Here is a 20,639-nt window from a genome sequence, read left to right as displayed (position 1 = left end):
AATGTGAGGGCAGATGATCTGCTTGTGTGGGCAAGACAAAATTACCTGTAACGGCTAGACCTCGGTTTGAACCGGCCGCCGTTTTGCCTCGACCAAGGCAGACAATCACGCGGTCGAGCCAGCATAGAGATAAATGCGCTGGCGGGGCGGGGATAGAACAATGCGACGGCTTTTGATCCTGCTGGCGGCGCTGGCGGCGGCAGCACTTTCGGCGGCGCCGGCTTTTGCTGGGAAACGCGTGGCACTGGTGATCGGCAACAACGACTACCGCAACGTGCCGAAGCTGCAGAAGGCTGTGAACGATGCCCGCAGCATGGGCGATGCCCTCAAGAGTCTCGGCTTCAGCGTCATGGTGGCCGAGAACCAGACCCGGCAGGCCTTTAGTCAGTCGTTGCTCGCTTTCGATTCGACGGTCGAAAAAGGCGACACAGCCTTTTTCTTTTTTGCTGGCCACGGCTTCGAGATCGCCGGCCAGAATTTCCTGCTGCCGACGGACGTTCCTGCCGCCACCGAGGGTCAGGAAGAATTGGTGCGTGACTCCGCAATCCTTGCCGACCGTATCGTGACGCGCCTGCAGATGCGCGGCGCGCGGACGTCGATTCTGGTGTTCGATGCCTGTCGCAACAATCCATTCGAGCGCGCTGGCACACGTGCGGTGGCCGGCAGCGGCGGCCTCGCCCCGATGACGACGCTCCCGGAAGGCGTCTTCTCGATCTTCTCTGCAGGACCGCGGCAGACCGCGCTGGATCGTTTGTCGAACAACGACACCGATCCGAATTCGGTTTTCACACGCACGTTCATCAAGGAGTTGCAGGAGCCATCGCTGAACCTCGTGCAGGTCGCGCAGCGCACCCGGCGGACCGTCAGCGAGATGGCAGAGACCGTGAAGCACCGTCAGGTGCCTGTGTATTTCGACCAGATGGTCGATGACGTCTTTCTCAATGGTGTGGCGCTCAAGCAGGCCGATGCGCGGCCGGCCGAACCGCTGCAGCAGGTCGCTGCGCTGCCGCCTGTCAACGTTCCGCAACTGCCGCCGGCCAACGATGCGGTGAATGCGCCGATCGCCAGCTTCTCGCGTCACAATGGTGGCTGGACCGTGATGTTCTCGATCGCCGATCCGACGCTGGGCATCTCCTGGCGGATGGGCGAGGCAGGTAGCTTCCGCGAGACCGGCTTCATGGACACGCTCGATCCGCGCACGCGCAAGCGGATGCCGAATCCGGCGATCCAGCTCGATGCTGATGCGGCGGCGGCGACAATCTATCTGCGTTACATCGACGCGAACGGCGAGATGCAGGGGCCGTTTCCGATCCGCTTCGATCCGGAGGCTGCGCTGGTTCGTGATCAGCGCAAGATTCTCGACATGACGGCGGGGAGCTGGCTTGCTTTCGGCGGCTACAACACACCGTTGATGTACTATACGCACCTGATGTCGTATCGCTGTGCCATCCGCGAAGCCCGTGTAGGTATTGACAGTGCCATGCCGGACAAGGTTCTGAAATTCCCGCCTTGCGATCTGCACGACCCGATCGCGACACCATCTGGCGCGGAACCCTACCTCAAGATCCCTGCGACCACGAAGTTTGTTTCAGTCGAACTGACTTTCCGCGACGGCAGCGTATCGGAAATCAAGAGCTTTCGACGCTCTGGAAATCGATGAGCATGATCGATACCGCCCTGCGAACCACGGCATTTCGACTATCGCGAGCTCGCATTCCTTGATCAAAAAATCCGGCTCGCCGGAGGAGAAGCGAATGACGACAGGCGCGAACGAGAGCTCTCTGACCACGCGCTGCTGCATCGTTGGCGGCGGCCCTGCCGGGATGATGCTCGGCTATCTGCTCGGCCGCGCCGGCATCGACACGATTGTCCTTGAGAAACACGCGGATTTCTTTCGCGATTTCCGCGGCGACACCGTGCATCCATCGACGCTCCAGGTGATGGACGAGCTTGGCCTGATCGACGACTTCCTGAAGATCAAGCACGACCGTATCCAGAAAATGGACGGGTTCTTCGGAACGCATAAGCTACGTATCGCCGACATCAGCCGCACCAGCGCGAAATATCCGTTCATCGCCTTCATGCCGCAGTGGGATTTCCTCAATTTCCTGCGCGACAAGGCACAACGCTATCCGCATCTCAAGGTGATGATGAACACCGAGGCAACCGATCTCATCTGGTCGGGCGCGCAGGTGGCCGGCGTCAAGGCCATCACGGAGCAGGGCCCGGTCGAGATCCATGCCGATCTGACCGTGGCCTGCGATGGCCGACATTCGATCGTGCGACCGGCGGCGAAGCTGGAGGTCGAAGACATCGGTGCGCCGATGGACATCTTGTGGTTTCGCGTCGGCAAGGGCCCGGAGACCGAAAGCGTGTTCGCGCGGCTTGAGCCCGGCAAGATGATGGTGACCATCGATCGCGGCGACTACTGGCAATGCGCTTACGTGATCGCCAAGGGGCGCTATGAGGAGATCAAGGCGCGCGGACTAGAGGCTTTTCGTGCCGAGACGTCACGTCTGGCGCCGACCCTGGGCGCGCATATCGGTGACCTCACGAGCTGGGATGACGTCAAGCTCCTGACCGTGGCGATCAATCGGCTGACGCGTTGGACCCGGCCGGGGCTGTTGTGCATTGGCGACGCCGCGCATGCGATGTCGCCGGTTGGCGGCGTCGGTGTGAACATTGCGGTTCAGGATGCCGTCGCGACTGCCAACCTGCTGGCGGCGAAGCTTGCAAAGGGACCAGTGACCGAGGACGATCTCGACGCCGTACGGCGCCGCCGCGAATTCCCAATGCGCGCGACACAGGGCATGCAGGTCGTGATGCAGAACAACATTATCAGCCGGGCGCTGGCTCCCGGCGGTCAGCCGCTGACGCCGCCGCTGATCATGCGTCTCGTCAGTGCGTTTCCGCCGCTGCAGGGATTGACCGCGCGCTTCCTGGCCATTGGCGTACGACCGGAGCACGTACAGTCGCCGGAAGCGTAGGAGAGGCTATCCCTGCACCGAGAAGCCGCCGTCCACGGGGATTGCCGTTCCGGTGACGAAGTCCGACGCGCGCGACGACAGGAACACCGCAATGCCCGCGAAATCACCTGATGCGCCCCAGCGGCCGGCGGGTGTTCGTGCCAGGACCTTGTCATGCAGGCCGTCGATTTCACGGCGCGCATTCTGCGTCAGTTCGGTATCGATCCAGCCCGGCAGAACGGCGTTGCACTGAATATTGTGAGGCGCCCAGGCGACGGCGCAGGAGCGGGTGAACTGCACTATGCCGCCTTTGCTGGCGGCATAGGCCGGCGCGAAAGACGCGCCGAAGATCGACAGCATCGAGCCGATATTGATGATCTTGCCGCCGCCCGCGGCCTTCATCGCCGGATGCGCCGCCTGCGAGCAGACGAAGGCGCTGGTGAGATTGGTCTTGATCACGCTGTCCCATTCGTCGAGCGCGATTTCGTGTGGCGGCTTGCGGATGTTGATGCCGGCATTGTTGATGAGGATATCGATGCGCCCGAGTTCTTTCAGCACGCCGGCGATCATTCCCTCGACAGCGGCCTTGTCGGTCACATCGGCTGCAATCGCGACGGCTTTTGCGCCGCTCGCGGTTAGTTCCGCCACAGCGTCCTTGGATTTGGTCTGGTTACGCCCGACCACGGCGATGGTGGCGCCAGCCTGCGCCAGACCCCGCGCCATGCCGAGTCCGATGCCGCCATTGCCGCCGGTGACGATGGCCACTTTGCCAGAGAGATCGAACAGTCCTGCGGTCATGGTGTTGTCCTCATTGCATCAGCCTTGAACTGAAAAACCGCCATCGACCGTGAGCGCGGCGCCATTGACGAAGTCGGAAGCCCGGCTGGCCAGGAACACGGCCGCGCCCGCAAGATCATCAGGCCTGCCCCATCGCTGCGCCGGTACACGCCCGAGAATGCGATCGTGCAGTTCGGGCCGGATGTCCCTGGCGCGTTTGGTCAGGTCGGTATCGATCCAGCCAGGCAGAATGGCGTTGGACTGGATGTTGTCCGCAGCCCAGGCAGTCGCCAGCGCGCGGGTGAATTGCAGGATGCCGCCTTTGCTTGATGCGTAGTTCGCCGCGCCGCCGGCGCCGAGCGTGGCCAACACTGAGGCGATATTGATGATCTTGCCGCGGCCTGCGGCTTTCATCGCCGGGTAGACAGCCTGCGCGCAGATCAAAGGCGCGGTCATGTTGACGTCGATGACCTTCTGCCAGTCGGCCAGCGCCATGTCTTCGATCGGCGCGGAGATGCTGATGCCGGCATTGTTGACGAGGATGTCAATGCGGCCGAACGCGTTCAACGTTGCGGACACCATCTGTGCGACAGACTTGGCGTCGGTGACGTCAATCGTCAGCGCGAGTACGGAATGTCCGGACTTCTCGAGTTCGGCTTTTGCCTGCGCGGCATTATCGCTGTTGCGATCAGCGATCGCGAGGGTGGCACCGGCATTCGCGAGCCCGCGCGCCATACCGAGGCCAATGCCGGTATTGCCGCCGGTGACTATGGCGACCCTGCCGGTGAGATCGAAGGGATTGCTGGTCAAGATGTCCGCCCCGCATGATTGTTCCTGACGCGTTCTGTGGCGCGTCTGGGATGGATCATCGCAAGACTGGCGGGAAGATGGAAGAGGGCGTCAGCGCCGCGCGAGACCGAGTCCTATCAGGCCGACGCCGACCGCGGCGAGAGCTGCGCCGTAATAGACCCACTGCATCTGGCTGATCATGAAGCTGGATTTCGGCCAGTTCACGAACCCGGTGCCCTGGCCGATCCAGAGGGTGCCGATGAGGAATGCGAGAATGCCGAGGGTGAGGAATGGTGCGCGCATGGGATAGATACAATGAACGGAGCCAAAGGTTTCAAGCGCCAGCTGCGGCGGTGACGAGCCAACTGTTGGCTCGTCGCCGCTGTTCATTCTCGATAGGCGCGATCAGAAGCGCTCGCCAACCATTTCCTCACTCTTGGCCCATAGCGCCTTGGCGCGTTCGGCATCGAGCGCGTAAGCGCGCACGCCTTCGCTGGCCGGATTGATCAGCCCGTCGACGATCTCCGAGACGTGGCAGTTCTCGCAATAGCGGCCGCCGATCTCGTCCGCGCTGGCGACCACGCCGGCCCACACCGAAGTTGCAGCGCCTTGCGGAATGGTCTTCCATTGAAACAGCGGTTTACCCTCGGCAGCAAGCTCAGCATTGATGCCGTCGAGCATGGCATCGATCGTTGCTTCGCCCATATGGCGGCCGAGTTCTGTCTTGATGCCGCCGGGATGCAGTGCGGTGGCACGCACGCCACGTGCCCGGTGCCGCCGGTCGAACTCGACGGCGAACAGGATGTTGGCGGTTTTCGAACGGCCGTAGCCGATGAACGGCTCGTAGGAGCCCTTGGTGAAGTTGGGATCATCGAGATCGACGTCGGCGAAGCGATGGCCGGACGAGGCGACGTTGACCAATCGCGCGGTAGGCGACAGCAGTGACGCGATACGGTTGACCAATACGAAGTGACCGAGATGGTTCGTGCCGAACTGGGTCTCGAAGCCGTCCACGGTGAGGCCGAATGGCGGCGCCATCACGCCGGCATTGGCGATCACCAGGTCGAATGGGCGGCCCGCCGCGACCAGCGCGTCGGCGCAGGCGCGGACACTGGCCAGCGAGCCGAGATCGAGTGCGATCAGTTCGAGGCCACCACCGGCGGCGGCATCGGCGCGCACTTGTGCGGTCGCAGCTTCCGCCTTGGCGAGATCGCGGGCTGCTCCAACCACCTGCGCGCCCCTGGCAGCAAGGCTGCGCGCCGTCTCGACGCCGAGCCCGGCCGAGACGCCGGTGACCAGAATGCGCTTGCCGCGGAGATCGACGCCGGCAAGGACATCGTCGGTGGTGGAAGTGGCATTGAAAGGTGCAGCCATGGAGAACTCCTTATGTTGGGCACGACGCGCCTCCGAGCCGATCGAGCCTTGTCGAACCGCGCTTTGAGAGTATAAGTGGAGGCCGCCTCCGTTTAAATACGGAGGCTCCCTCCGCTTATCAAGGAGTGACCGTAAAATGGCACAGGAGGCCAAACCGAAAGCCGTTCGCGGACCCCGGATCGACGCCCAGCGCAACCGTCAACGATTGCTGGAAACGGCAAAGGCGACATTCGCTGAAAAGGGGAGGCCGCCGGTCTTGAGGAGATCGCGCGGCTCGCGGGCGTTGGAATCGGGACGTTGTATCGCCACTTCCCGACCCGTGACGCGCTGGTCGAGGCGGTCTACCGCAACGAGACCCAGCAGCTTGCCGAGGCCGCTGCGGAACTTGCGACCACACATGCTCCGGTGGAGGCCTTGCGCGCTTGGATGCGAGATCTTCGTCGATCACATTGCGACGAAGCAACTGATGGCGGGTGTGCTGGGTTCGATTGTCGGCGACTGTTCGGACCTCTATGCCGATGCCGGCACGCAGATCAAAACTGCGATGGCAATGCTGGTCGACGGCGCCGTTGCCAATGGCGACATCCGCCTCGATCTCGATCCGCTCGACATGTTGCGCGCACTGGCCGGCGTGGCCAGTGTCAGCGCAGGTCCGAATTGGGAAGCCAGCGCCAAGCGGCTCGTCGATATCCTGATCGCTGGCGTTCGCACGCCGGGCGGTGAGGGGCGATGAGTATCACAGGGAATAAAGATCGCTCCCCTGGCGCTCTCCGGACGATTTTTGAAGCTTGCTCGATTCCCGCAAACCCGGCGACGATCGCCCGGCGCTCGACTTCAGCGTAGCCCGGGCGTGTCCGAGAAATGAGCTTTTATACGTCCAGCAATTCCTCGTTGGCGAATTCCGCCTTGTCCGAGATGAACGCAAAGCGCGCTTCGGCCTTGGTGCCCATCAGGCGCTCAACGGAGTCAGCAGTGCCGTCGCGGTCTTCCGGCAGCAGCTGCACGCGCAGCAAGGTGCGGCGCGCCGGGTCCATGGTGGTTTCCTTCAGCTGCGCCGGCATCATTTCGCCGAGGCCTTTGAAGCGGCCGACATCGACCTTGGCATTGGCGTTGAATTCGCTCTTCAGCAACGCGTCCTTGTGCGCATCATCGCGCGCATAGACAGTCTTGCTGCCATGGGTCAGGCGGTAGAGCGGGGGGACTGCGAGATAGAGATGCCCTTCATCGATCATCTTTGGCATCTGCCGGTAGAAGAAGGTGATCAGCAGTGACGCGATGTGGGCGCCGTCGACATCGGCGTCGGTCATGATGATGATGCGCGAATAGCGCAGGTCTTCTTCGCGATAATGCGCGCCGGTGCCGGCGCCGATTGCCTGCATCAGGTCGCTGATCTGCGCGTTGGCCGTCAGCTTTTCCTTGGTCGCCGAGGCGACGTTGAGGATCTTGCCGCGCAGCGGCAGGATGGCCTGGGTCTTGCGATCGCGCGCCTGTTTGGCGCTGCCGCCTGCCGAGTCGCCCTCGACGATGAACAGCTCCGAGCCTTCGGTCGCGGTATTGGTGCAGTCGGCCAGCTTGCCGGGCAGGCGCAGCTTCTTCACCGCGGTCTTGCGCGAGGTTTCCTTCTCGGCACGGCGACGCAGACGCTCGTCGGCGCGCTCCAGCACGAATTCGAGCAGCTTGTTGGCCTGCACCGGGTTACCCGACAGCCAGTGATCGAACGGGTCCTTGATGGCCTGTTCGACGATCTTCTGGGCTTCGGCGGTGGCGAGACGATCCTTGGTCTGGCCCTGGAATTCCGGCTCGCGCACGAACACCGAGAGCATCACGGCGGCGCCGACCATCACGTCTTCCGAGGTGATGGTGCCGGCGCGCTTGCCTTGGCCGACGCGCTCGGCGTGGTCCTTCAACCCGCGCAGCATGGCGCTGCGCATGCCGGCTTCATGGGTGCCGCCATCGGGCGTCGGCACGGTGTTGGTATAGGACGACATGAAGCCGTCGGCGTCCGCGGTCCACGCCACAGCCCATTCGCAGGCGCCATGGGCGCCGTTGCGGCCAGACTTGCCGGAGAAGATTTCCGGATGCACCAGCGTATCGGCATGGATCGCCGCGGCAAGATAGTCCTTGAGGCCGCCGGGGAAGTGGAATTCGTCCTCGGCCGGAGTGTCCTCGAGGCCCTTGAGCAGTTCCGGATCGCACTTCCAGCGGATCTTCACGCCGCCGAACAGATAGGCCTTGGAGCGTGCCATCTTGAACAGGCGCTGCGGCTTGAAGGCTGCCTTGGCGCCGAAGATGTCGGTATCCGGCTTGAAGCGCACGCGGGTGCCGCGGCGGTTATGAACCTTGCCGAGATCCTCAAGCTTGCCCTGTGGAATGCCGCGGGCGAACGTCATCTTGTAGAGCTGCTGGTTGCGCGCGACCTCGACCTCGAGCAGCGAGGAGAGGGCGTTGACCACGGAGACACCGACGCCGTGCAGACCGCCTGATGTCTCGTAGACCTTGGAGTCGAATTTGCCGCCGGCATGCAGCGTGCACATGATGACTTCGAGGGCAGACTTCTTCGGATGTTTCGGATGCGGATCGACCGGGATGCCGCGGCCGTTGTCCGATACTGACAGGAAGCCGTCGGCGGTGAGTTCCACCTCGATGAAGGTCGCATGGCCGGCCAGCGCCTCGTCCATCGAGTTGTCGATCACTTCGGCGAACAGGTGATGCAGCGCCTTTTCGTCGGTGCCGCCGATATACATGCCCGGGCGACGCCGGACCGGCTCGAGGCCTTCGAGGACCTCGATGTCCGCGGCCGTATAGCCGTCTTCGGCATTGGCGGAGCGGGTGGACGCCTTCGGTGCCGCAGCCGATTTCGGCGCGCTGGCGCCGCCAAAAAGATCAGCTTTCGCGTTTGATTTCTGTGCCTTAGCCATATGTCTTAAAGTTTTGTCTCGGTTGGCGCCGCGCGCGGCGCGGCGAATCGTTGCTGTGACTATGCCACGTTCAGGTTGGCAATGTGGCTACGACCTCGGGGCTCAAGCGGCCGTGCCAGAGCGCTCGGTGCGTAGCACGATCACGACGAAGAGGGCCATGGCCGCGAGCATGATCAGTGAACCGATGATCGGAATGGCCATATAGGCGTGGTTGGCGAGCAGGGTGATGCCGATGCCGACGGGGAACATGATGCCGCCGACGATGTGCATCGCGCCTGGACCTTGGCCAGTAGCGAGCGTCCAGCCGCAGGAATCAGGCGGTAATACAACCCGAACAGGAACAGCAGCACACCGCCGACGAGGTTGAGATGCGCATGCGCGGGGCTCAGCAGGAAATCCTGGCGTATGCCCATTACGATGCCGGCGACCATGCCGATCAGCAATACCAGCGCACTCACGCACATCATCAGCGATCCGATCATCTTCAGTCCTTTGCGTTCTTGATTTTGACAGCCGGGCGGGAAGTCAGCCTAACGGCGGTACAGAGTTGCCATTGGGTAAGCCGGTCTCTGACCTTGGACGCAGAAGCCGGGAAAAGGTTCAAATTTACCGGTCGGCACCCGCACCGCGGCTATCGGCCCTCAGATGTTGTGACTTGATGTGATCGGGATGACATCGTCTAAGGTGCTGAAATGATGGCTAATTCCCACATTTCGCGGAAAAGTCCAGCGAAACCAGCTGTTTCCACAATGGCGGCAGTTAGCTCGAAATAGATTGAATTGGCTGACTCGCGGGTGCACCTTGTGTGCACACACCGGGGGCATGCATGGCCAAGATCAGCAAGACCACAGCCGAAAACCTCGAGCCCGGCGAGAGCCTGTATGATGAGCAGGTGAAAGGCTTCGTAGTCCGCCGGCTTAACAGCGGCGTCCTGACATATGGGTTCCGCTATCGGAACAAGGCCAGCACTTCTCGGTGGATGAGCCTTGGTCTGCACGGATCAATCACAGCGGAGCAGGCACGCGGATTTGCCAAGGAGCGGGCCGGCCAGGTCGCCGGCGGGCGCGATCCTGTCCAGGAATTGCTCGACGAGCGCGAAGCTGCCCGCAAGGCGAAGGCGGTAGAAGCCAACACCGTCGATTCTGTCCTCACGGCCTACCTCAAGGCCTATGCCCTCAAGCTCCGCAGCGGCAACCAAATCGAGCGGATCTACAACATTTACGTCCGGCCCCGGATTGGCGCCAAATCGATCTACACCCTCGCCAAGAGCGACATCAAAAGCATGTTGGACGAGATCGAGGCCAAGAATGGACCCGTCATGCGTGACCGGGTGCTTGCCCATGTCCGCGCTGCCTTCAACTGGCAGGCCGGCTGGGATGACGATTTCAAGTCGCCGGTTGTTCGGGCACATACCCGAAAGAAAACGCCGGCCGAGCGGGGCGGCAGGAAGCGAACGCTGGCAGATGACGAGATTCGCAGCCTGTGGACCGCACTGGATGATCCAGAGCTGCCGCCTTCGTTCTCGCGGATCTTGCGAGTGCTCCTACTGACTGCCCAACGTCGGAACGAAGTCTCTGAGATGACCGCCGAGGAACTGAACGGGCCGATCTGGACCATTCCGGCCGATCGATACAAAACCGGCATCGACCACGAGGTATATCTGACCGAGCGGGCGCTGGAATATGTCGGCGACACCAAGGCCGGCATCATGTTCCCGACAACGCGGGGTGTGCGATCGTTCGCCACGTTCGATCCAGCCAAGAAGGCCTTGGACGGCATCATCGCCAAGCAGCGCCAGGAGGCAGGACTGCGCCCTGTGGAGCACTGGACCATCCATGACCTTCGCCGCACCGCCCGCTCGCTCATGTCCCGCGCTGGCGTGCCCGGCGACATCGGCGAGCTAGTGCTTGGCCACGTACTGACCGGCGTGCGCGGCACCTATGACCGGCACAGCTACGCCAAGGAAAAGCGGGAGGCACTAGAGAAGCTGGCCGGGCTGCTGGAATTGATCATCAACCCGCCGGCTGACAATGTTGTGCAGTTGGCGAGGGCCGAGGCGTGAATAACCAAGAAATCAAGGACGGCTTCGCGATTGCCCGGGCATTTTTGCACGACCTGGAAGAACGCATAGAACGGGGCGAAGAAGATCCTGCGCGCGTCCATGTGACCCTCGCTAAGATCGTGGGCGCCGTTCGTTCGCACGATCGCCCGCCCCGCACCAGCGACAAGAACCCACGAGGAATAGGCTACACTTTGGACGAGGCGCAAATCGTCGCGAGTTTGTCGAAACACCAGGGGAACATGTCGGCGGCAATCCGGGCGCATTTTCCAAAGGCCGATGAGGATGAGGTGCAGGTGCATGCCAAAAGGATACGTGACCGCACCCGGGAAATTGACGCCACTGGACTTGGGGGAATTGAGGGTAACGATTAGGAGATTTTCTCCGCGAGTAAACCACCCTCCAACGGCGTAGCGATCTCAAACAATGATCCCACCATCGCAACAAACGGTGGTGATCATGACCGCACTTAAATCAGTTGAAGAGACCGCACAGACCTTGGGAGTAGCCAAGGCAACCTTAGACGGTTGGCGAGTTAAAGGTATGGGGCCGCAGTTCGTCCGATTGGGACGCCGCGTAGCTTATCGTCCCGAGGACATCGAAGCTTTCATCAACGGCGGGCTTCGCAAGTCCACTTCGCAAGAGGTGGCATAAGCGCATGACCCTGATCAAAGAAAAGGGCCGCCCCGGCGAAGGCAGCCCGATTCCGAATGTAGTTCTGTTGGCACGGAACGAAGCGGATTCTAGCGATATCGCTCGACGTTTGCAAACATCACGATTGGCAAGCCGCTGTCCCGTAAGTACGGCCATGGCTTCGATCCTGGCGCCTCTCGTTTTTGGCGAGGTGGCGTCATGAAGCAAAACCTTGAAAGCCAGATTGAGAAAATCATCGATTGGGCCTGCGGCTCGACCGGATCGTTCTTCAACCTCACCACTGCCGAGCTAAGTGAAATCGTCGTCTCGTTCGAGATGGCGCGCCGCAAGGGCTGCGACGAGGTCGAACGTCGCAGAGCGCTTGTCCCGCCGGTTGCTGGACTACTGGGTGGCCTGCAAGGCGGTGCCGAATGAAGGCATTCTACGCGCTTGGCCGGCTGCAGACCGGCGAGATGAACAAAACCGAGCAAGCATATGCCGAACATTTGGATCAGCGCCGCATGGCCGGCGACATCCAGTGGTTCAAGTTTGAACCGATGAAGCTACGGCTTGCCGACAACACGTTTTATTCGCCCGACTTCATCGTTCTGACATCGGACGGATACCTGGAATCCCATGAAGTGAAAGGCTTCTGGCAGGACGATGCACGCGTGAAAATCAAGGTTGCGGCGTCGATCTATCCGTTCCGCTTCATTGCGGTGAAGGTGAAGGCCAAAAAGCATGGTGGCGGCTGGGAGGTGGAAGAATTTTGAGCACGGCAGCCGCAGAGCACCGCGTTGAGTATGAAGATATCACGAGCGCCATGCGTTTGGCGCGAAGCAATGTCGCCAATGCCCGGCTATGGGCGTTCGAGGATGAAGCCTTTCGGATGGCCAGCATCATCTATGACGACCCGGCTCGCCGTCGTTGCATTGTGGATTTCCTAGAGGATCTGGCCACAGCTAACGGGTTGGTTAGGTGCGAAGGCCCCGGCCTCATTCAGCGGATCATCTGCGCAGCATTGCGAGGTGACGCATGAACGTACAATCCATGAATAACGACCAGCTTGACGCTATCGCCATCCGGCGCGATCGATATGGCCCCGGAATGCCATTCGAAACGCTGGACGAGTTGGCGCGCGATACTGTCATCACGCCCAAGCCGTGGATCATGAAGGGCATCATTGCCCGAGGTGAAACGTCGGCATGGGTGGCGCCGCCCGGCGGTCTCAAGTCTGCGCTGATGGCTGAGCTGGCTATATGCACGGCCTGGGGAGACGACTGGCACGGGTTCAAGCACAAGAGTATCTGGAATGTGGTCTACTTCGCACTGGAGCGGGCCGATCTGGTACGCCGCCGTCTTCGCGCTCATGTCGGTGAATGGTCAAAGGCCAACGGGGGACGCCTGCCGGAAGACATGCCGAGCATCACGGTTGTTCCCGGCACGCTCGATCTGATGGACCCGGCCAGCGTCAACAAGGTTCTGCAGACTATCAAGAACAGCGAATACGTGATGGGTCATGTAACCGGGCTGGTGATCTTCGACACTTTCGCCAAGCTGATTGCTGCCGGTGGTGGTGACGAAGATAAGGCCAAGGATCAGGGCCGCGTCTTCACCAACATTCAACGCATCAAGGACGCTCTGGGAAAGATAGGGGCTGCGCCACACGTCGCGCTGGTAGGACATACCGGCAAGGACGTGGAACGCGGCGCCAGAGGTTCCAATGCGCTCTACGGGGACGTGGACATGCTTGTGACCATTGCCGGCGACGACGTGAAGACCGCCACGGTGGTGAAGGCCAACGATATGGCCGAAGGCCCGGTATTCAGCTTCAAGTCCAGATTGTTCGAATTCGGCACCGACGACGACGGCGACCCTATCACGGTCAACATCGTGGAACCGGCAGAGCAATCATCGCAAGTTGCGACGAAAGCCAAGGACAGGCTGACTGCCAACGAACGAACCATGTTTGGCATTCTCCACGATGCCGGCGCCATCGGCCTCTCCACCGAGGACTGGAACGAGAAGGCCCGCGCGCTCGATATCGGCACCAAGCGCAAAGCCACGCTCCACGACATCAAGCAAGCGCTCAAGGGCAAAGGCATGATCCGCCAGCTCGGTGAGCGATGGACGGTGAACCATGATTGAAGGGCTCGGTCGGTTACGGAGTTACGTCCCTTATAGGGGGACGTAACGTAACGTAACCATCAGACCCTGAATTCCGTAACCCGTAACGTAACCGTAACGTAACCCGTAACCAGAGAGACCAATGGCGCGACCATCGGAATATTCAAAGAAAAAGGCGGATTTGATCTGTGAGCAGATGATAGCTGGCAAAGGTCTGCTTGAGATTTGCCGTGAAGCAGGTATGCCAGATCGAAACACGGTCTATAGGTGGCTAGAGAGGCAGCCAGAGTTCCGCGACAACTACACGCGCGCAAGAGAGGCCATGTGCGACTACTACGTCGAGCAGATCCTGGTGATCGCGTTCAACGAATCCGGCGACATCGTCATTGATGGCAAGAAGACTGTAGCGAACCACGCCAAGGTCCAGCGAGATCGCCTGAAGGTGGACAGCCTGAAATGGATCGTGAGCAAGCTGTTTCCGCGCCAGTACGGCGACAAGCTACTTCTGGACGGCAATAAGCCCGGCCTGAGCCATGAACAGGCGCTGGATCAGTTGGATCAGGGGCCAACCGTCGGCCGGCTGATGAAATCGATCGACGGCAAGACGCGCGGTCTGAACGTGTTGCCGCCATTTGAGCGGATCGAGCGCATCATTGTTGGCGTAAAGCCGCTGATGGACGACGACGGCAATATGCTCAACACAGAAGAAAAGCTGCGAGCGCGCATCCAGGAGCTTCAGGACCGCCTAGACGGCAAGGGAGAGGCAAAGCAGGGCGAGGCTCCTAAGCTGTTGGAGTTCGATCCTGGACCACTGCCAAAAGGCCTGGACGCCATCGTGCTGGCGAAGCTTCTGCAGGTGATCAAGAACTGTGTGCCGCGGGCAGATCAGCGCGACCCTCAAGAGGTGATCGACGAAGTTCTAGGCGTTTGCGAGAGCGCCCTTCGCATGCGCTATCGAGAGGTGGACATCCCGCTCGGGGCGGATATGGCATCCGCCTAACGCCAGCAAACCTGAGCCAATGTGTGCACACTGAGATCATACTAAACGCACTCAAAGCAAGTAATTGAAAATATGTGTATTTATACGTTTATAGTGTGATTTAGGGTTATCGCATTAGAAAACCTGTGTCAGAATCTCTGCAACTGATTTGCGGAGATCGACATGACGGACAAAGACCTTGGCGAGTTCATCGCCGTTCTGCAGAAGCATTCGGCACTCGGCCGCGTGACGTTCGACGAGATCGTAGCCGCCATCCGCTTTGCGGAGACGCTGGGCTACCGGGTGAGCAAGGCCGCGTGATGAGCCGCTTTCCCGATACTGCTGTTGTCAGCCTGCCGGCCGGCGCCAAGACCCTGATCGCTGAGGTGGCGCATCGACGCTCGATGCTGCCGGCGCAGTACATGCGCACGGCGGTCATCGAGAAGCTGCAGGCCGACGGTGCGGATCCCACCACGACCACGACCACGACGGCGCCAGCCCCTGAGCCAGTCGATCCTTCGGAAGAGGATGACCGCTCTTTTGACGATGGCGAGTTTGACGAAGAGGCGTTTGGGTAATGCCGAACAACGCTCGCATCGTTCACAGCTTTGTCTCGAACAAGCCTACCCGCAACGATCCTACGCGGGTTTACGGGGCAGAGTGGAACGCTGACCACGTTATCGAGGGTCTGGACCAGGTCGATAACACCAGCGACGCCACGAAATGGGCGGCAGTGGCCACACTGACGAACAAATCGATCGATGGCGCGACAAACACGCTGACGAACGTGCCTGCCAGTTCATTGAGCGGCCTGTCCGCAAACATGGCGGCATGGTTGGCCTCTGCCAGCTCAGCAAACCTGCGCGCGGCAATGACCGATGAGTCGGGCACCGGCCCACTGGTGTTCGGCACTTCTCCCAACATCACCACCCCGACTGGCATTGTGAAGGGCGACGTTGGCCTTGGGAACGTGGATAACACGTCGGATGCTACCAAGTGGGCAGCGAGTGCGACGCTCACGAACAAGACCTATGACACCGCCGGCACAGGCAATAGCTTCAGCATCAGCGGTGTGGCTGTCACCGCGAATAGCGGCACAGGTGCGGTAGTTCGGGCGTCGGGCGCCGCTTTGACGTCACCGACCTTCACCACTCCTGCATTGGGCACTCCAGCATCAGGCATTCTGACTAATACCACTGGTCTGCCTATCGCAACTGGCGTGTCAGGACTCGGCACTGGCATTGCCGCGGCACTTGCGGTCAATACCGGAGCGGCTGGTGCGCCTGTCCTGTTCAACGGCGCGCTTGGCACGCCTTCGTCTGCCACCCTCACGAATGCTACTGGTCTACCCATTGCCACGGGTGTTGCGAACCTAGGAACGGGTATCGCGACATGGCTGACCACGCCGTCGAGTGCAAACCTCCGTGCTGCGTTAACCGACGAGGCAGGTACGGGCTCTGCCTATTTCGTGGGTGGTGCATTGGGCACGCCTGCGAGCGGCACGGCTACCAATCTCACGGGTCTTCCTCTTTCCACAGGCGTCACGGGAAACCTACCTGTCACGAACTTGAATAGCGGCACGTCTGCCACTTCGTCCACATTCTGGCGTGGTGATGGTACATGGGCCACGCCGGCTGGTGCTGGCGATATGCTGAAGGCGAATAACCTTTCGGATGTTTCCAGCGTTTCGACTTCGCGCGCTAACCTGCAGCTTGGTAACGATGGCTATCTGTTCGGATTGACCCTATCGACGGCTGGCAGTTCGGCGTCATTCGGGATTGCCGGGGGTAAGGCTGTGGATTCGACTGGCGCATCACTCATGGCGCTGGGATCGGCTTACACCAAGACGAATGCGGCGTGGGCAGTTGGATCTGGAAATGGCTCGCTGGACACGGGCTCGATCGCGTCAAGCATCTGGTATCATGTCCATCAGATCAAGCGGCTGGATACCGGCGTTGTTGACATTCTGACGTCGTTGAGCGCCACGGCGCCGACGCTTCCGACGAACTACACCGTATTCCGTCGTATCGGTTCAATGCGCACGGACGGCAGCGGCAATTGGCTACTTTTTTCGCAGTTTGGCGATGAGTTCCTTTGGGGCGTCGGGTCTCTCGTCAACGACGTGAACGATAGCACGCTTGGTACGACGCCCAAGCTGTATACGCTACGCGTGCCGACGGGGGTGAAGGTTACTTCTCGGCTCAGGACTAACGGTACGACCAGTTCGTTTCTAATAGCTTCCCCCGATGAAGGCGCGATTACATTCAATACTCCGACGACGAACCAAACGTCCAACACGTCGAGCGGCGTCACCACAAATACGATTGACGTTCGCACCAACACGTCGGCGCAGATTCAAGCCGTGGCTCAGGGCGCCTCAACAAGCATTTTCATCACGACCTACGGCTGGATCGATCGACGAGGCAGGGACAGCTAAACCATGAGCGAAAATCGCGACGCAGAGTCCGGCCAGTTCACGGCATCGACCGAAGAGAAGTTTGGGCGCGAAGGTGTGGAGGCGTCGCACGGCTTCACGTCGATGCCTGAGAATGAGCCGGGGAGTTTTGAACCTCTCGACGGGATCGAATTCAAGACGCCTCGCGAGGCCGCCGACTTCCTGAGCTATGCCGGCCCCGATGATCTGGTTGAGGTCAAGTATATCAAGGACGGCGAGGCATTGCCGGAGAACGAAACCGTCACGTCCGAGCGCGCGGCACGGGATCTGACCGCCTTCCATAATGCGAACATCAAGGATGCCTCGCACAGCGTCTCCACTGAGTTTGCCGCGGCAGTCGATGCCATGCGCAAGGATGCCGTGAAGGGTGACCCCAAGGCCGCGGAGCACTTTGGCATTGAGGTGCCCGAGGACGGCGAGAAGGTGCCGACAAAGGAAGCCAAAGCAGCAAAGCCGGAAGCCGAGCCATCGGCAGACGCGGTGCGCGCGAATTCCGACCTCGACCCGGAAGTTGAGCGTGCGCTGAAGCATCCCCAGGTGCGGCAGGCCATTGAGCAGCAGCTTGGTGAGGCGGAGCAAGTGCGCACCTCGTATTCCGCCGCACTGGAAGCCGCCAACTCGTTTGCACAGGCGACATTCTTTCAGGTCGCGCCACAGCTAGAGGGGCTGCCGCCAGATCAACTGGCGCAAGGCCTCATGATGCTGAAGGATGTGGACCCAAAAGCCTTCAACGCCGCAATTGGTGTGCTGGGCCGCGTCGAGCAGATCAACCAGGCCAAGCAGCAGGAGCAGCAGCAGCGTGAGCATGCTCAATCTCAGGAATTCTCGTCCTTCAAGGCGAGCGAGGATGCAAAGCTGGCTCGGGTCCTGGGCGATGATCATGGCCGCGTGGTCAAGGAGTATGGCGCAAAGGTCGGGCCGTATTTCCAGAGCCTGGGTTTGACGCCGGCCGAAATTCGCGGGCTTGCCCGTGATCGCACGATACACAGTGCAGTCGGGCAGCAGGTCTTGCTGGATGCGATGCGCTACCGCGAGATCAAGGACGCACCAAAGGCCGTTGCTTCGCGCAGTCTGCCGCCAGTGCAGCGACCCGGAACGACCGCTGGCCCGCGTGCATCTTCCAGCGAAGGCAGCATTGCGAAGCTTGAGAAGCAACTGGAAGGCGCCTCTGGACTGAAGGCGGCGAGGATTGCAGCGCAACTGACGAGTGCCCGCAGGGCATCTGCACGATAGGAGACAACATGGCCGACACACCGGACTTCCTCGAACGCGCCGACAGCATTTCCAAGAACTGGACCGGTGAAGGTATTGATCACGGGCAGGTCGTTGAGCGCTTTCATCTCTACAGTCTCGAAAAGCGTGCAGAAGCACTAGATGCTTTCGATTCCGAACTGCGCACCGCTGACACGTCCAATCTGCGGCGTTACTCCAAGCTGGTCGCACTGCGGCGGGACATGGATCACGTGCATCACAATCTGCGCAAGGTGGGCCGTTGAGCAACCCCGTCATGGACGCGCTGGTCAGTACGCGCCTTGCCGAGCGGCTGGAGCGTGAAGCTTCGTTGAACGGGGCTATCGCTGCTGAACTGGAACGCCAATTTGAGAGTGCGGGCATTGCGCTGGCTCCTGTGCCCGATGTTGAGATGCCAGCCGACTTCGTTGCATGGTGCGATGGCATCGGCCTGCCGTCATTGCCGGCGCGGCCGGCTGCCGTCGCGCTGTACCTCATGAGCAAGTCTGGCGACATGCTGGAGCAGGCCAAGGCGATATCGCAGGTGCATCGTGCACGTGGGTTGTCCGATCCCACTGCCGGCGCTCCGGTCGCGACGGTCATCTATTCACGCTCGGATGTGAAGCCGCCGCGGTCATGGTCAAAGGAACGATGGGGCGCATTCTATGAGCTGCCGTTCGAGCTGCAGGACTATCTGATCAAGCGCGATGCACAAGTCACCGCTGAGCTGCGGCGGGCCCAGAGCAGGGCAGCAATTCCGAAAGCGGAGATAAACAATGAAATCGCAAAGCACTGAAGACCGCATTGCCGCGATCCGCGCTGAGATCGACGCCTTCATTGACGAGAAGGCGGCTGAGGAACTGAAGCTGCTGGGGCCGGGCGTCCCGCTGCAGATCGTCCGTGACATCCTGACAGCGCGCGGTGGTCGGTGCCAGTGTGCGCAGTACCTGGAAATCGCAGCCAAGGAAAAGGTGGCGTAGTGGGTTGGTTGACGACTGGCAGAAGGCAATCGCGCCGGCTGAGGTTTTGCCGCAACCTGCGCCGAAACCACGGGCGCCACGCGTCAAGCGTGAAGTGCATCCCGTGTTCGTTCAAATCGGATCGTGCTTGAACGGCGATCCCGGCACCGTAGAGGTGCATTTCTACACCGTGAACGGCGACGTGGTGACGTTGACGGAACGCAATGGGAAGTCGCTCGGAAAGTCAGCACAGATCTACGAGGGGCAGACTGCGCAAACCACGGCGAGGGTGATGGCGCGGGCTCTCGACAAGCAAGAGGGCAACATTAATCGGAAGATTGAGTATCAGTCGCAGGGGTATGCATGAGCGGGCAGCTTTCGACCCATACGCCATCAACGACGATAGACTCTCGCGATACTTGTGTTCATAGTTCGGCTCGCACTGACAGTGTGCGGGGGATTGATGCCGGATCAGCATGGGAAATTGACTGCCGAGGATACTGCGAAGGTCGCCAAATGGTGGACTGGGCGCTGGAAAAGTCCTGTTGTTTGCCCCGTTTGCAAGACTTCCGACTGGACTCTCGCTCCACATTTGGTCGGACTTCATCGACTAGCAGTCGATCCGTTGTCAGAAACCGGCGAAGTTTACCATATGATCTTGGTTGGTTGCAGAAATTGCGCTCACACCATGACGTTCAACGCTGTTCAAGTTGGTCTGTCAGAGCCTCACAGCGATTGGGCGCAAACGCGCTTGCCTCAGATTGGGGACCGCGAAGATGGCAGATAGGCCGGAGATCACTGGTGACTTTCCGTCAGGTGCGACGATGCAGCCCCGGTATATGGCGCGCACGATGACGACGTATCCGATCAGCGAGCCGGAGATGGATCAAATCTCTTCACTGAGTGGCCAAGTGACGACCCGGCTTTCGGTGGCAACATTGTTGTTGGGCTTGGCGACGAGTATCTGGACAAATGCGGTCTTCGCAAATGAGATGACCGCAGCAGGGCAGTTAGCAACCTACTACGTCGCGCCAGTGTTTATCGTTTTTGCCATCGGTTATGCCGTCTCGGCCTATTGGGCGCATCGTAAACGTACAAGTGCCTGGGAGAAGATAAAGGGAGATGCGTCTCCCATGACGGCAATTGCAGAGGCGGGGACCCTGATGCTCTCGGGTGCCAGGCCGGCAAAGAGGCGCTGAGTTTTTAGGTTCAGAGAACTTTGGAACTCGCCGGCCGAGACTTGACGATGTTCTCTAAATGTTCTTATCTTGGCCATGGCCGAGACCTACGGCAATTGGCCGTTTCAAATCGCTATTCCTGACGATGAAGAGACCTGCGTTAAGGCGACGAGCTTCTGTTCGCGGAAGCTGCTG

At 60.5% G+C, this 20,639-nt stretch carries 26 protein-coding genes; 20 read left to right on the top strand and 6 right to left on the bottom strand.

Going from position 1 to position 20,639, the window contains the following annotated elements; genetic code table 11:
- Window positions 1–160 precede the first annotated feature (160 nt).
- A complete protein-coding gene (locus RSO67_RS03080; RefSeq protein WP_315842312.1) occupies window positions 161–1,660 on the top strand; it encodes a caspase family protein in 1,500 nt (499 codons plus the stop codon).
- 94 nt (window positions 1,661–1,754) lie between these two features.
- A complete protein-coding gene (locus tag RSO67_RS03075; RefSeq protein WP_315842311.1) occupies window positions 1,755–2,987 on the top strand; it encodes an FAD-dependent oxidoreductase in 1,233 nt (410 codons plus the stop codon).
- A 6-nt stretch (window positions 2,988–2,993) separates the two neighbouring features.
- On the opposite strand, the gene RSO67_RS03070 is transcribed toward RSO67_RS03075, so the two are convergent.
- The 4 genes from RSO67_RS03070 to RSO67_RS03055 all read right to left on the bottom strand — a co-directional run bounded on the left by RSO67_RS03070 (window position 2,994) and on the right by RSO67_RS03055 (window position 5,906).
- Window positions 2,994–3,764, bottom strand: coding sequence for a glucose 1-dehydrogenase (locus RSO67_RS03070; protein WP_315842310.1), 771 nt, complete (start codon window positions 3,762–3,764; stop codon window positions 2,994–2,996).
- An 18-nt stretch (window positions 3,765–3,782) separates the two neighbouring features.
- Complete coding sequence (locus RSO67_RS03065; protein ID WP_315842309.1) at window positions 3,783–4,553, bottom strand: glucose 1-dehydrogenase; 771 nt, start codon at window positions 4,551–4,553, stop codon at window positions 3,783–3,785.
- Between the two features lie 90 nt (window positions 4,554–4,643).
- On the bottom strand, window positions 4,644–4,835 hold the full coding sequence (locus RSO67_RS03060; RefSeq protein ID WP_315842308.1) for a hypothetical protein: 192 nt from the start codon (window positions 4,833–4,835) through the stop codon (window positions 4,644–4,646).
- Window positions 4,836–4,937: 102 nt separating this feature from the next.
- Window positions 4,938–5,906, bottom strand: a complete 969-nt coding sequence (locus tag RSO67_RS03055; RefSeq protein ID WP_315842307.1) for an SDR family NAD(P)-dependent oxidoreductase — start codon at window positions 5,904–5,906, stop codon at window positions 4,938–4,940.
- 466 nt (window positions 5,907–6,372) lie between these two features.
- Between RSO67_RS03055 and RSO67_RS03045 the strand changes: the two genes are divergently transcribed.
- A complete protein-coding gene (locus RSO67_RS03045) occupies window positions 6,373–6,639 on the top strand; it encodes a hypothetical protein (RefSeq protein WP_315842305.1) in 267 nt (88 codons plus the stop codon).
- Between the two features lie 136 nt (window positions 6,640–6,775).
- Here the strand turns inward: RSO67_RS03045 and parE are convergent, their stop codons facing one another.
- On the bottom strand, window positions 6,776–8,824 hold the full coding sequence (gene parE, locus RSO67_RS03040; RefSeq protein ID WP_315842304.1) for a DNA topoisomerase IV subunit B: 2,049 nt from the start codon (window positions 8,822–8,824) through the stop codon (window positions 6,776–6,778).
- A gap of 102 nt (window positions 8,825–8,926) precedes the next feature.
- Window positions 8,927–9,094 (bottom strand): hypothetical protein, encoded by a 168-nt coding sequence (locus tag RSO67_RS03035; protein WP_315842303.1) that lies wholly within the window; start codon window positions 9,092–9,094, stop codon window positions 8,927–8,929.
- Between the two features lie 556 nt (window positions 9,095–9,650).
- Between RSO67_RS03035 and RSO67_RS03030 the strand changes: the two genes are divergently transcribed.
- The 17 genes from RSO67_RS03030 to RSO67_RS02950 all read left to right on the top strand — a co-directional run bounded on the left by RSO67_RS03030 (window position 9,651) and on the right by RSO67_RS02950 (window position 20,465).
- Window positions 9,651–10,886, top strand: a complete 1,236-nt coding sequence (locus RSO67_RS03030) for a tyrosine-type recombinase/integrase (protein ID WP_315842302.1) — start codon at window positions 9,651–9,653, stop codon at window positions 10,884–10,886.
- Complete coding sequence (locus RSO67_RS03025; protein ID WP_315842301.1) at window positions 10,883–11,257, top strand: hypothetical protein; 375 nt, start codon at window positions 10,883–10,885, stop codon at window positions 11,255–11,257. The genes RSO67_RS03030 and RSO67_RS03025 overlap by 4 nt, the downstream gene beginning before the upstream one ends.
- Window positions 11,258–11,342: 85 nt before the next feature.
- A complete protein-coding gene (locus RSO67_RS03020) occupies window positions 11,343–11,537 on the top strand; it encodes a helix-turn-helix domain-containing protein (protein WP_315842300.1) in 195 nt (64 codons plus the stop codon).
- A gap of 198 nt (window positions 11,538–11,735) precedes the next feature.
- On the top strand, window positions 11,736–11,951 hold the full coding sequence (locus RSO67_RS03015; protein WP_315842299.1) for a hypothetical protein: 216 nt from the start codon (window positions 11,736–11,738) through the stop codon (window positions 11,949–11,951).
- Window positions 11,948–12,289: a DUF1064 domain-containing protein gene (locus RSO67_RS03010; protein ID WP_315842298.1), complete on the top strand. Its 342-nt coding sequence runs from the start codon at window positions 11,948–11,950 to the stop codon at window positions 12,287–12,289. The genes RSO67_RS03015 and RSO67_RS03010 overlap by 4 nt, the downstream gene beginning before the upstream one ends.
- A complete protein-coding gene (locus tag RSO67_RS03005) occupies window positions 12,286–12,555 on the top strand; it encodes a hypothetical protein (protein WP_315842297.1) in 270 nt (89 codons plus the stop codon). The genes RSO67_RS03010 and RSO67_RS03005 overlap by 4 nt, the downstream gene beginning before the upstream one ends.
- Entirely contained in the window at window positions 12,552–13,664 is a 1,113-nt protein-coding gene (locus RSO67_RS03000) for an AAA family ATPase (protein WP_315842296.1), read from the top strand. Before RSO67_RS03005 ends, RSO67_RS03000 begins: the two co-directional genes overlap by 4 nt.
- Window positions 13,665–13,785: 121 nt before the next feature.
- Window positions 13,786–14,643 (top strand): hypothetical protein, encoded by an 858-nt coding sequence (locus RSO67_RS02995; protein ID WP_315842295.1) that lies wholly within the window; start codon window positions 13,786–13,788, stop codon window positions 14,641–14,643.
- 162 nt (window positions 14,644–14,805) lie between these two features.
- The gene (locus tag RSO67_RS02990; protein ID WP_315842294.1) at window positions 14,806–14,943 is read left to right on the top strand and encodes a hypothetical protein; all 138 of its coding nucleotides are present in this window, start codon (window positions 14,806–14,808) and stop codon (window positions 14,941–14,943) included.
- Complete coding sequence (locus RSO67_RS02985; protein ID WP_315842293.1) at window positions 14,943–15,200, top strand: hypothetical protein; 258 nt, start codon at window positions 14,943–14,945, stop codon at window positions 15,198–15,200. The genes RSO67_RS02990 and RSO67_RS02985 overlap by 1 nt, the downstream gene beginning before the upstream one ends.
- Window positions 15,200–17,059: a hypothetical protein gene (locus tag RSO67_RS02980; RefSeq protein WP_315842292.1), complete on the top strand. Its 1,860-nt coding sequence runs from the start codon at window positions 15,200–15,202 to the stop codon at window positions 17,057–17,059. Before RSO67_RS02985 ends, RSO67_RS02980 begins: the two co-directional genes overlap by 1 nt.
- Before the next feature lie 3 nt (window positions 17,060–17,062).
- Window positions 17,063–18,310, top strand: coding sequence for a hypothetical protein (locus RSO67_RS02975; protein WP_315842291.1), 1,248 nt, complete (start codon window positions 17,063–17,065; stop codon window positions 18,308–18,310).
- Window positions 18,311–18,318: 8 nt separating this feature from the next.
- Window positions 18,319–18,573, top strand: a complete 255-nt coding sequence (locus tag RSO67_RS02970; protein WP_315842290.1) for a hypothetical protein — start codon at window positions 18,319–18,321, stop codon at window positions 18,571–18,573.
- Between the two features lie 11 nt (window positions 18,574–18,584).
- A complete protein-coding gene (locus RSO67_RS02965) occupies window positions 18,585–19,103 on the top strand; it encodes a hypothetical protein (RefSeq protein ID WP_315842289.1) in 519 nt (172 codons plus the stop codon).
- Window positions 19,084–19,287, top strand: coding sequence for a hypothetical protein (locus tag RSO67_RS02960; RefSeq protein ID WP_315842288.1), 204 nt, complete (start codon window positions 19,084–19,086; stop codon window positions 19,285–19,287). The genes RSO67_RS02965 and RSO67_RS02960 overlap by 20 nt, the downstream gene beginning before the upstream one ends.
- Before the next feature lie 4 nt (window positions 19,288–19,291).
- Window positions 19,292–19,633: a hypothetical protein gene (locus RSO67_RS02955; protein WP_315842287.1), complete on the top strand. Its 342-nt coding sequence runs from the start codon at window positions 19,292–19,294 to the stop codon at window positions 19,631–19,633.
- 409 nt (window positions 19,634–20,042) lie between these two features.
- Window positions 20,043–20,465 (top strand): hypothetical protein, encoded by a 423-nt coding sequence (locus RSO67_RS02950; protein WP_315842286.1) that lies wholly within the window; start codon window positions 20,043–20,045, stop codon window positions 20,463–20,465.
- The last annotated feature ends 174 nt before the right edge of the window (window positions 20,466–20,639 follow it).

The sequence above is a fragment of the Tardiphaga sp. 709 genome (genome assembly GCF_032401055.1).
In the GTDB taxonomy this organism is placed as follows: domain Bacteria; phylum Pseudomonadota; class Alphaproteobacteria; order Rhizobiales; family Xanthobacteraceae; genus Tardiphaga.
The sequence above is the reverse complement of the archived record's forward strand: the minus strand, read 5'-3'. Positions and strand labels throughout refer to the sequence as shown.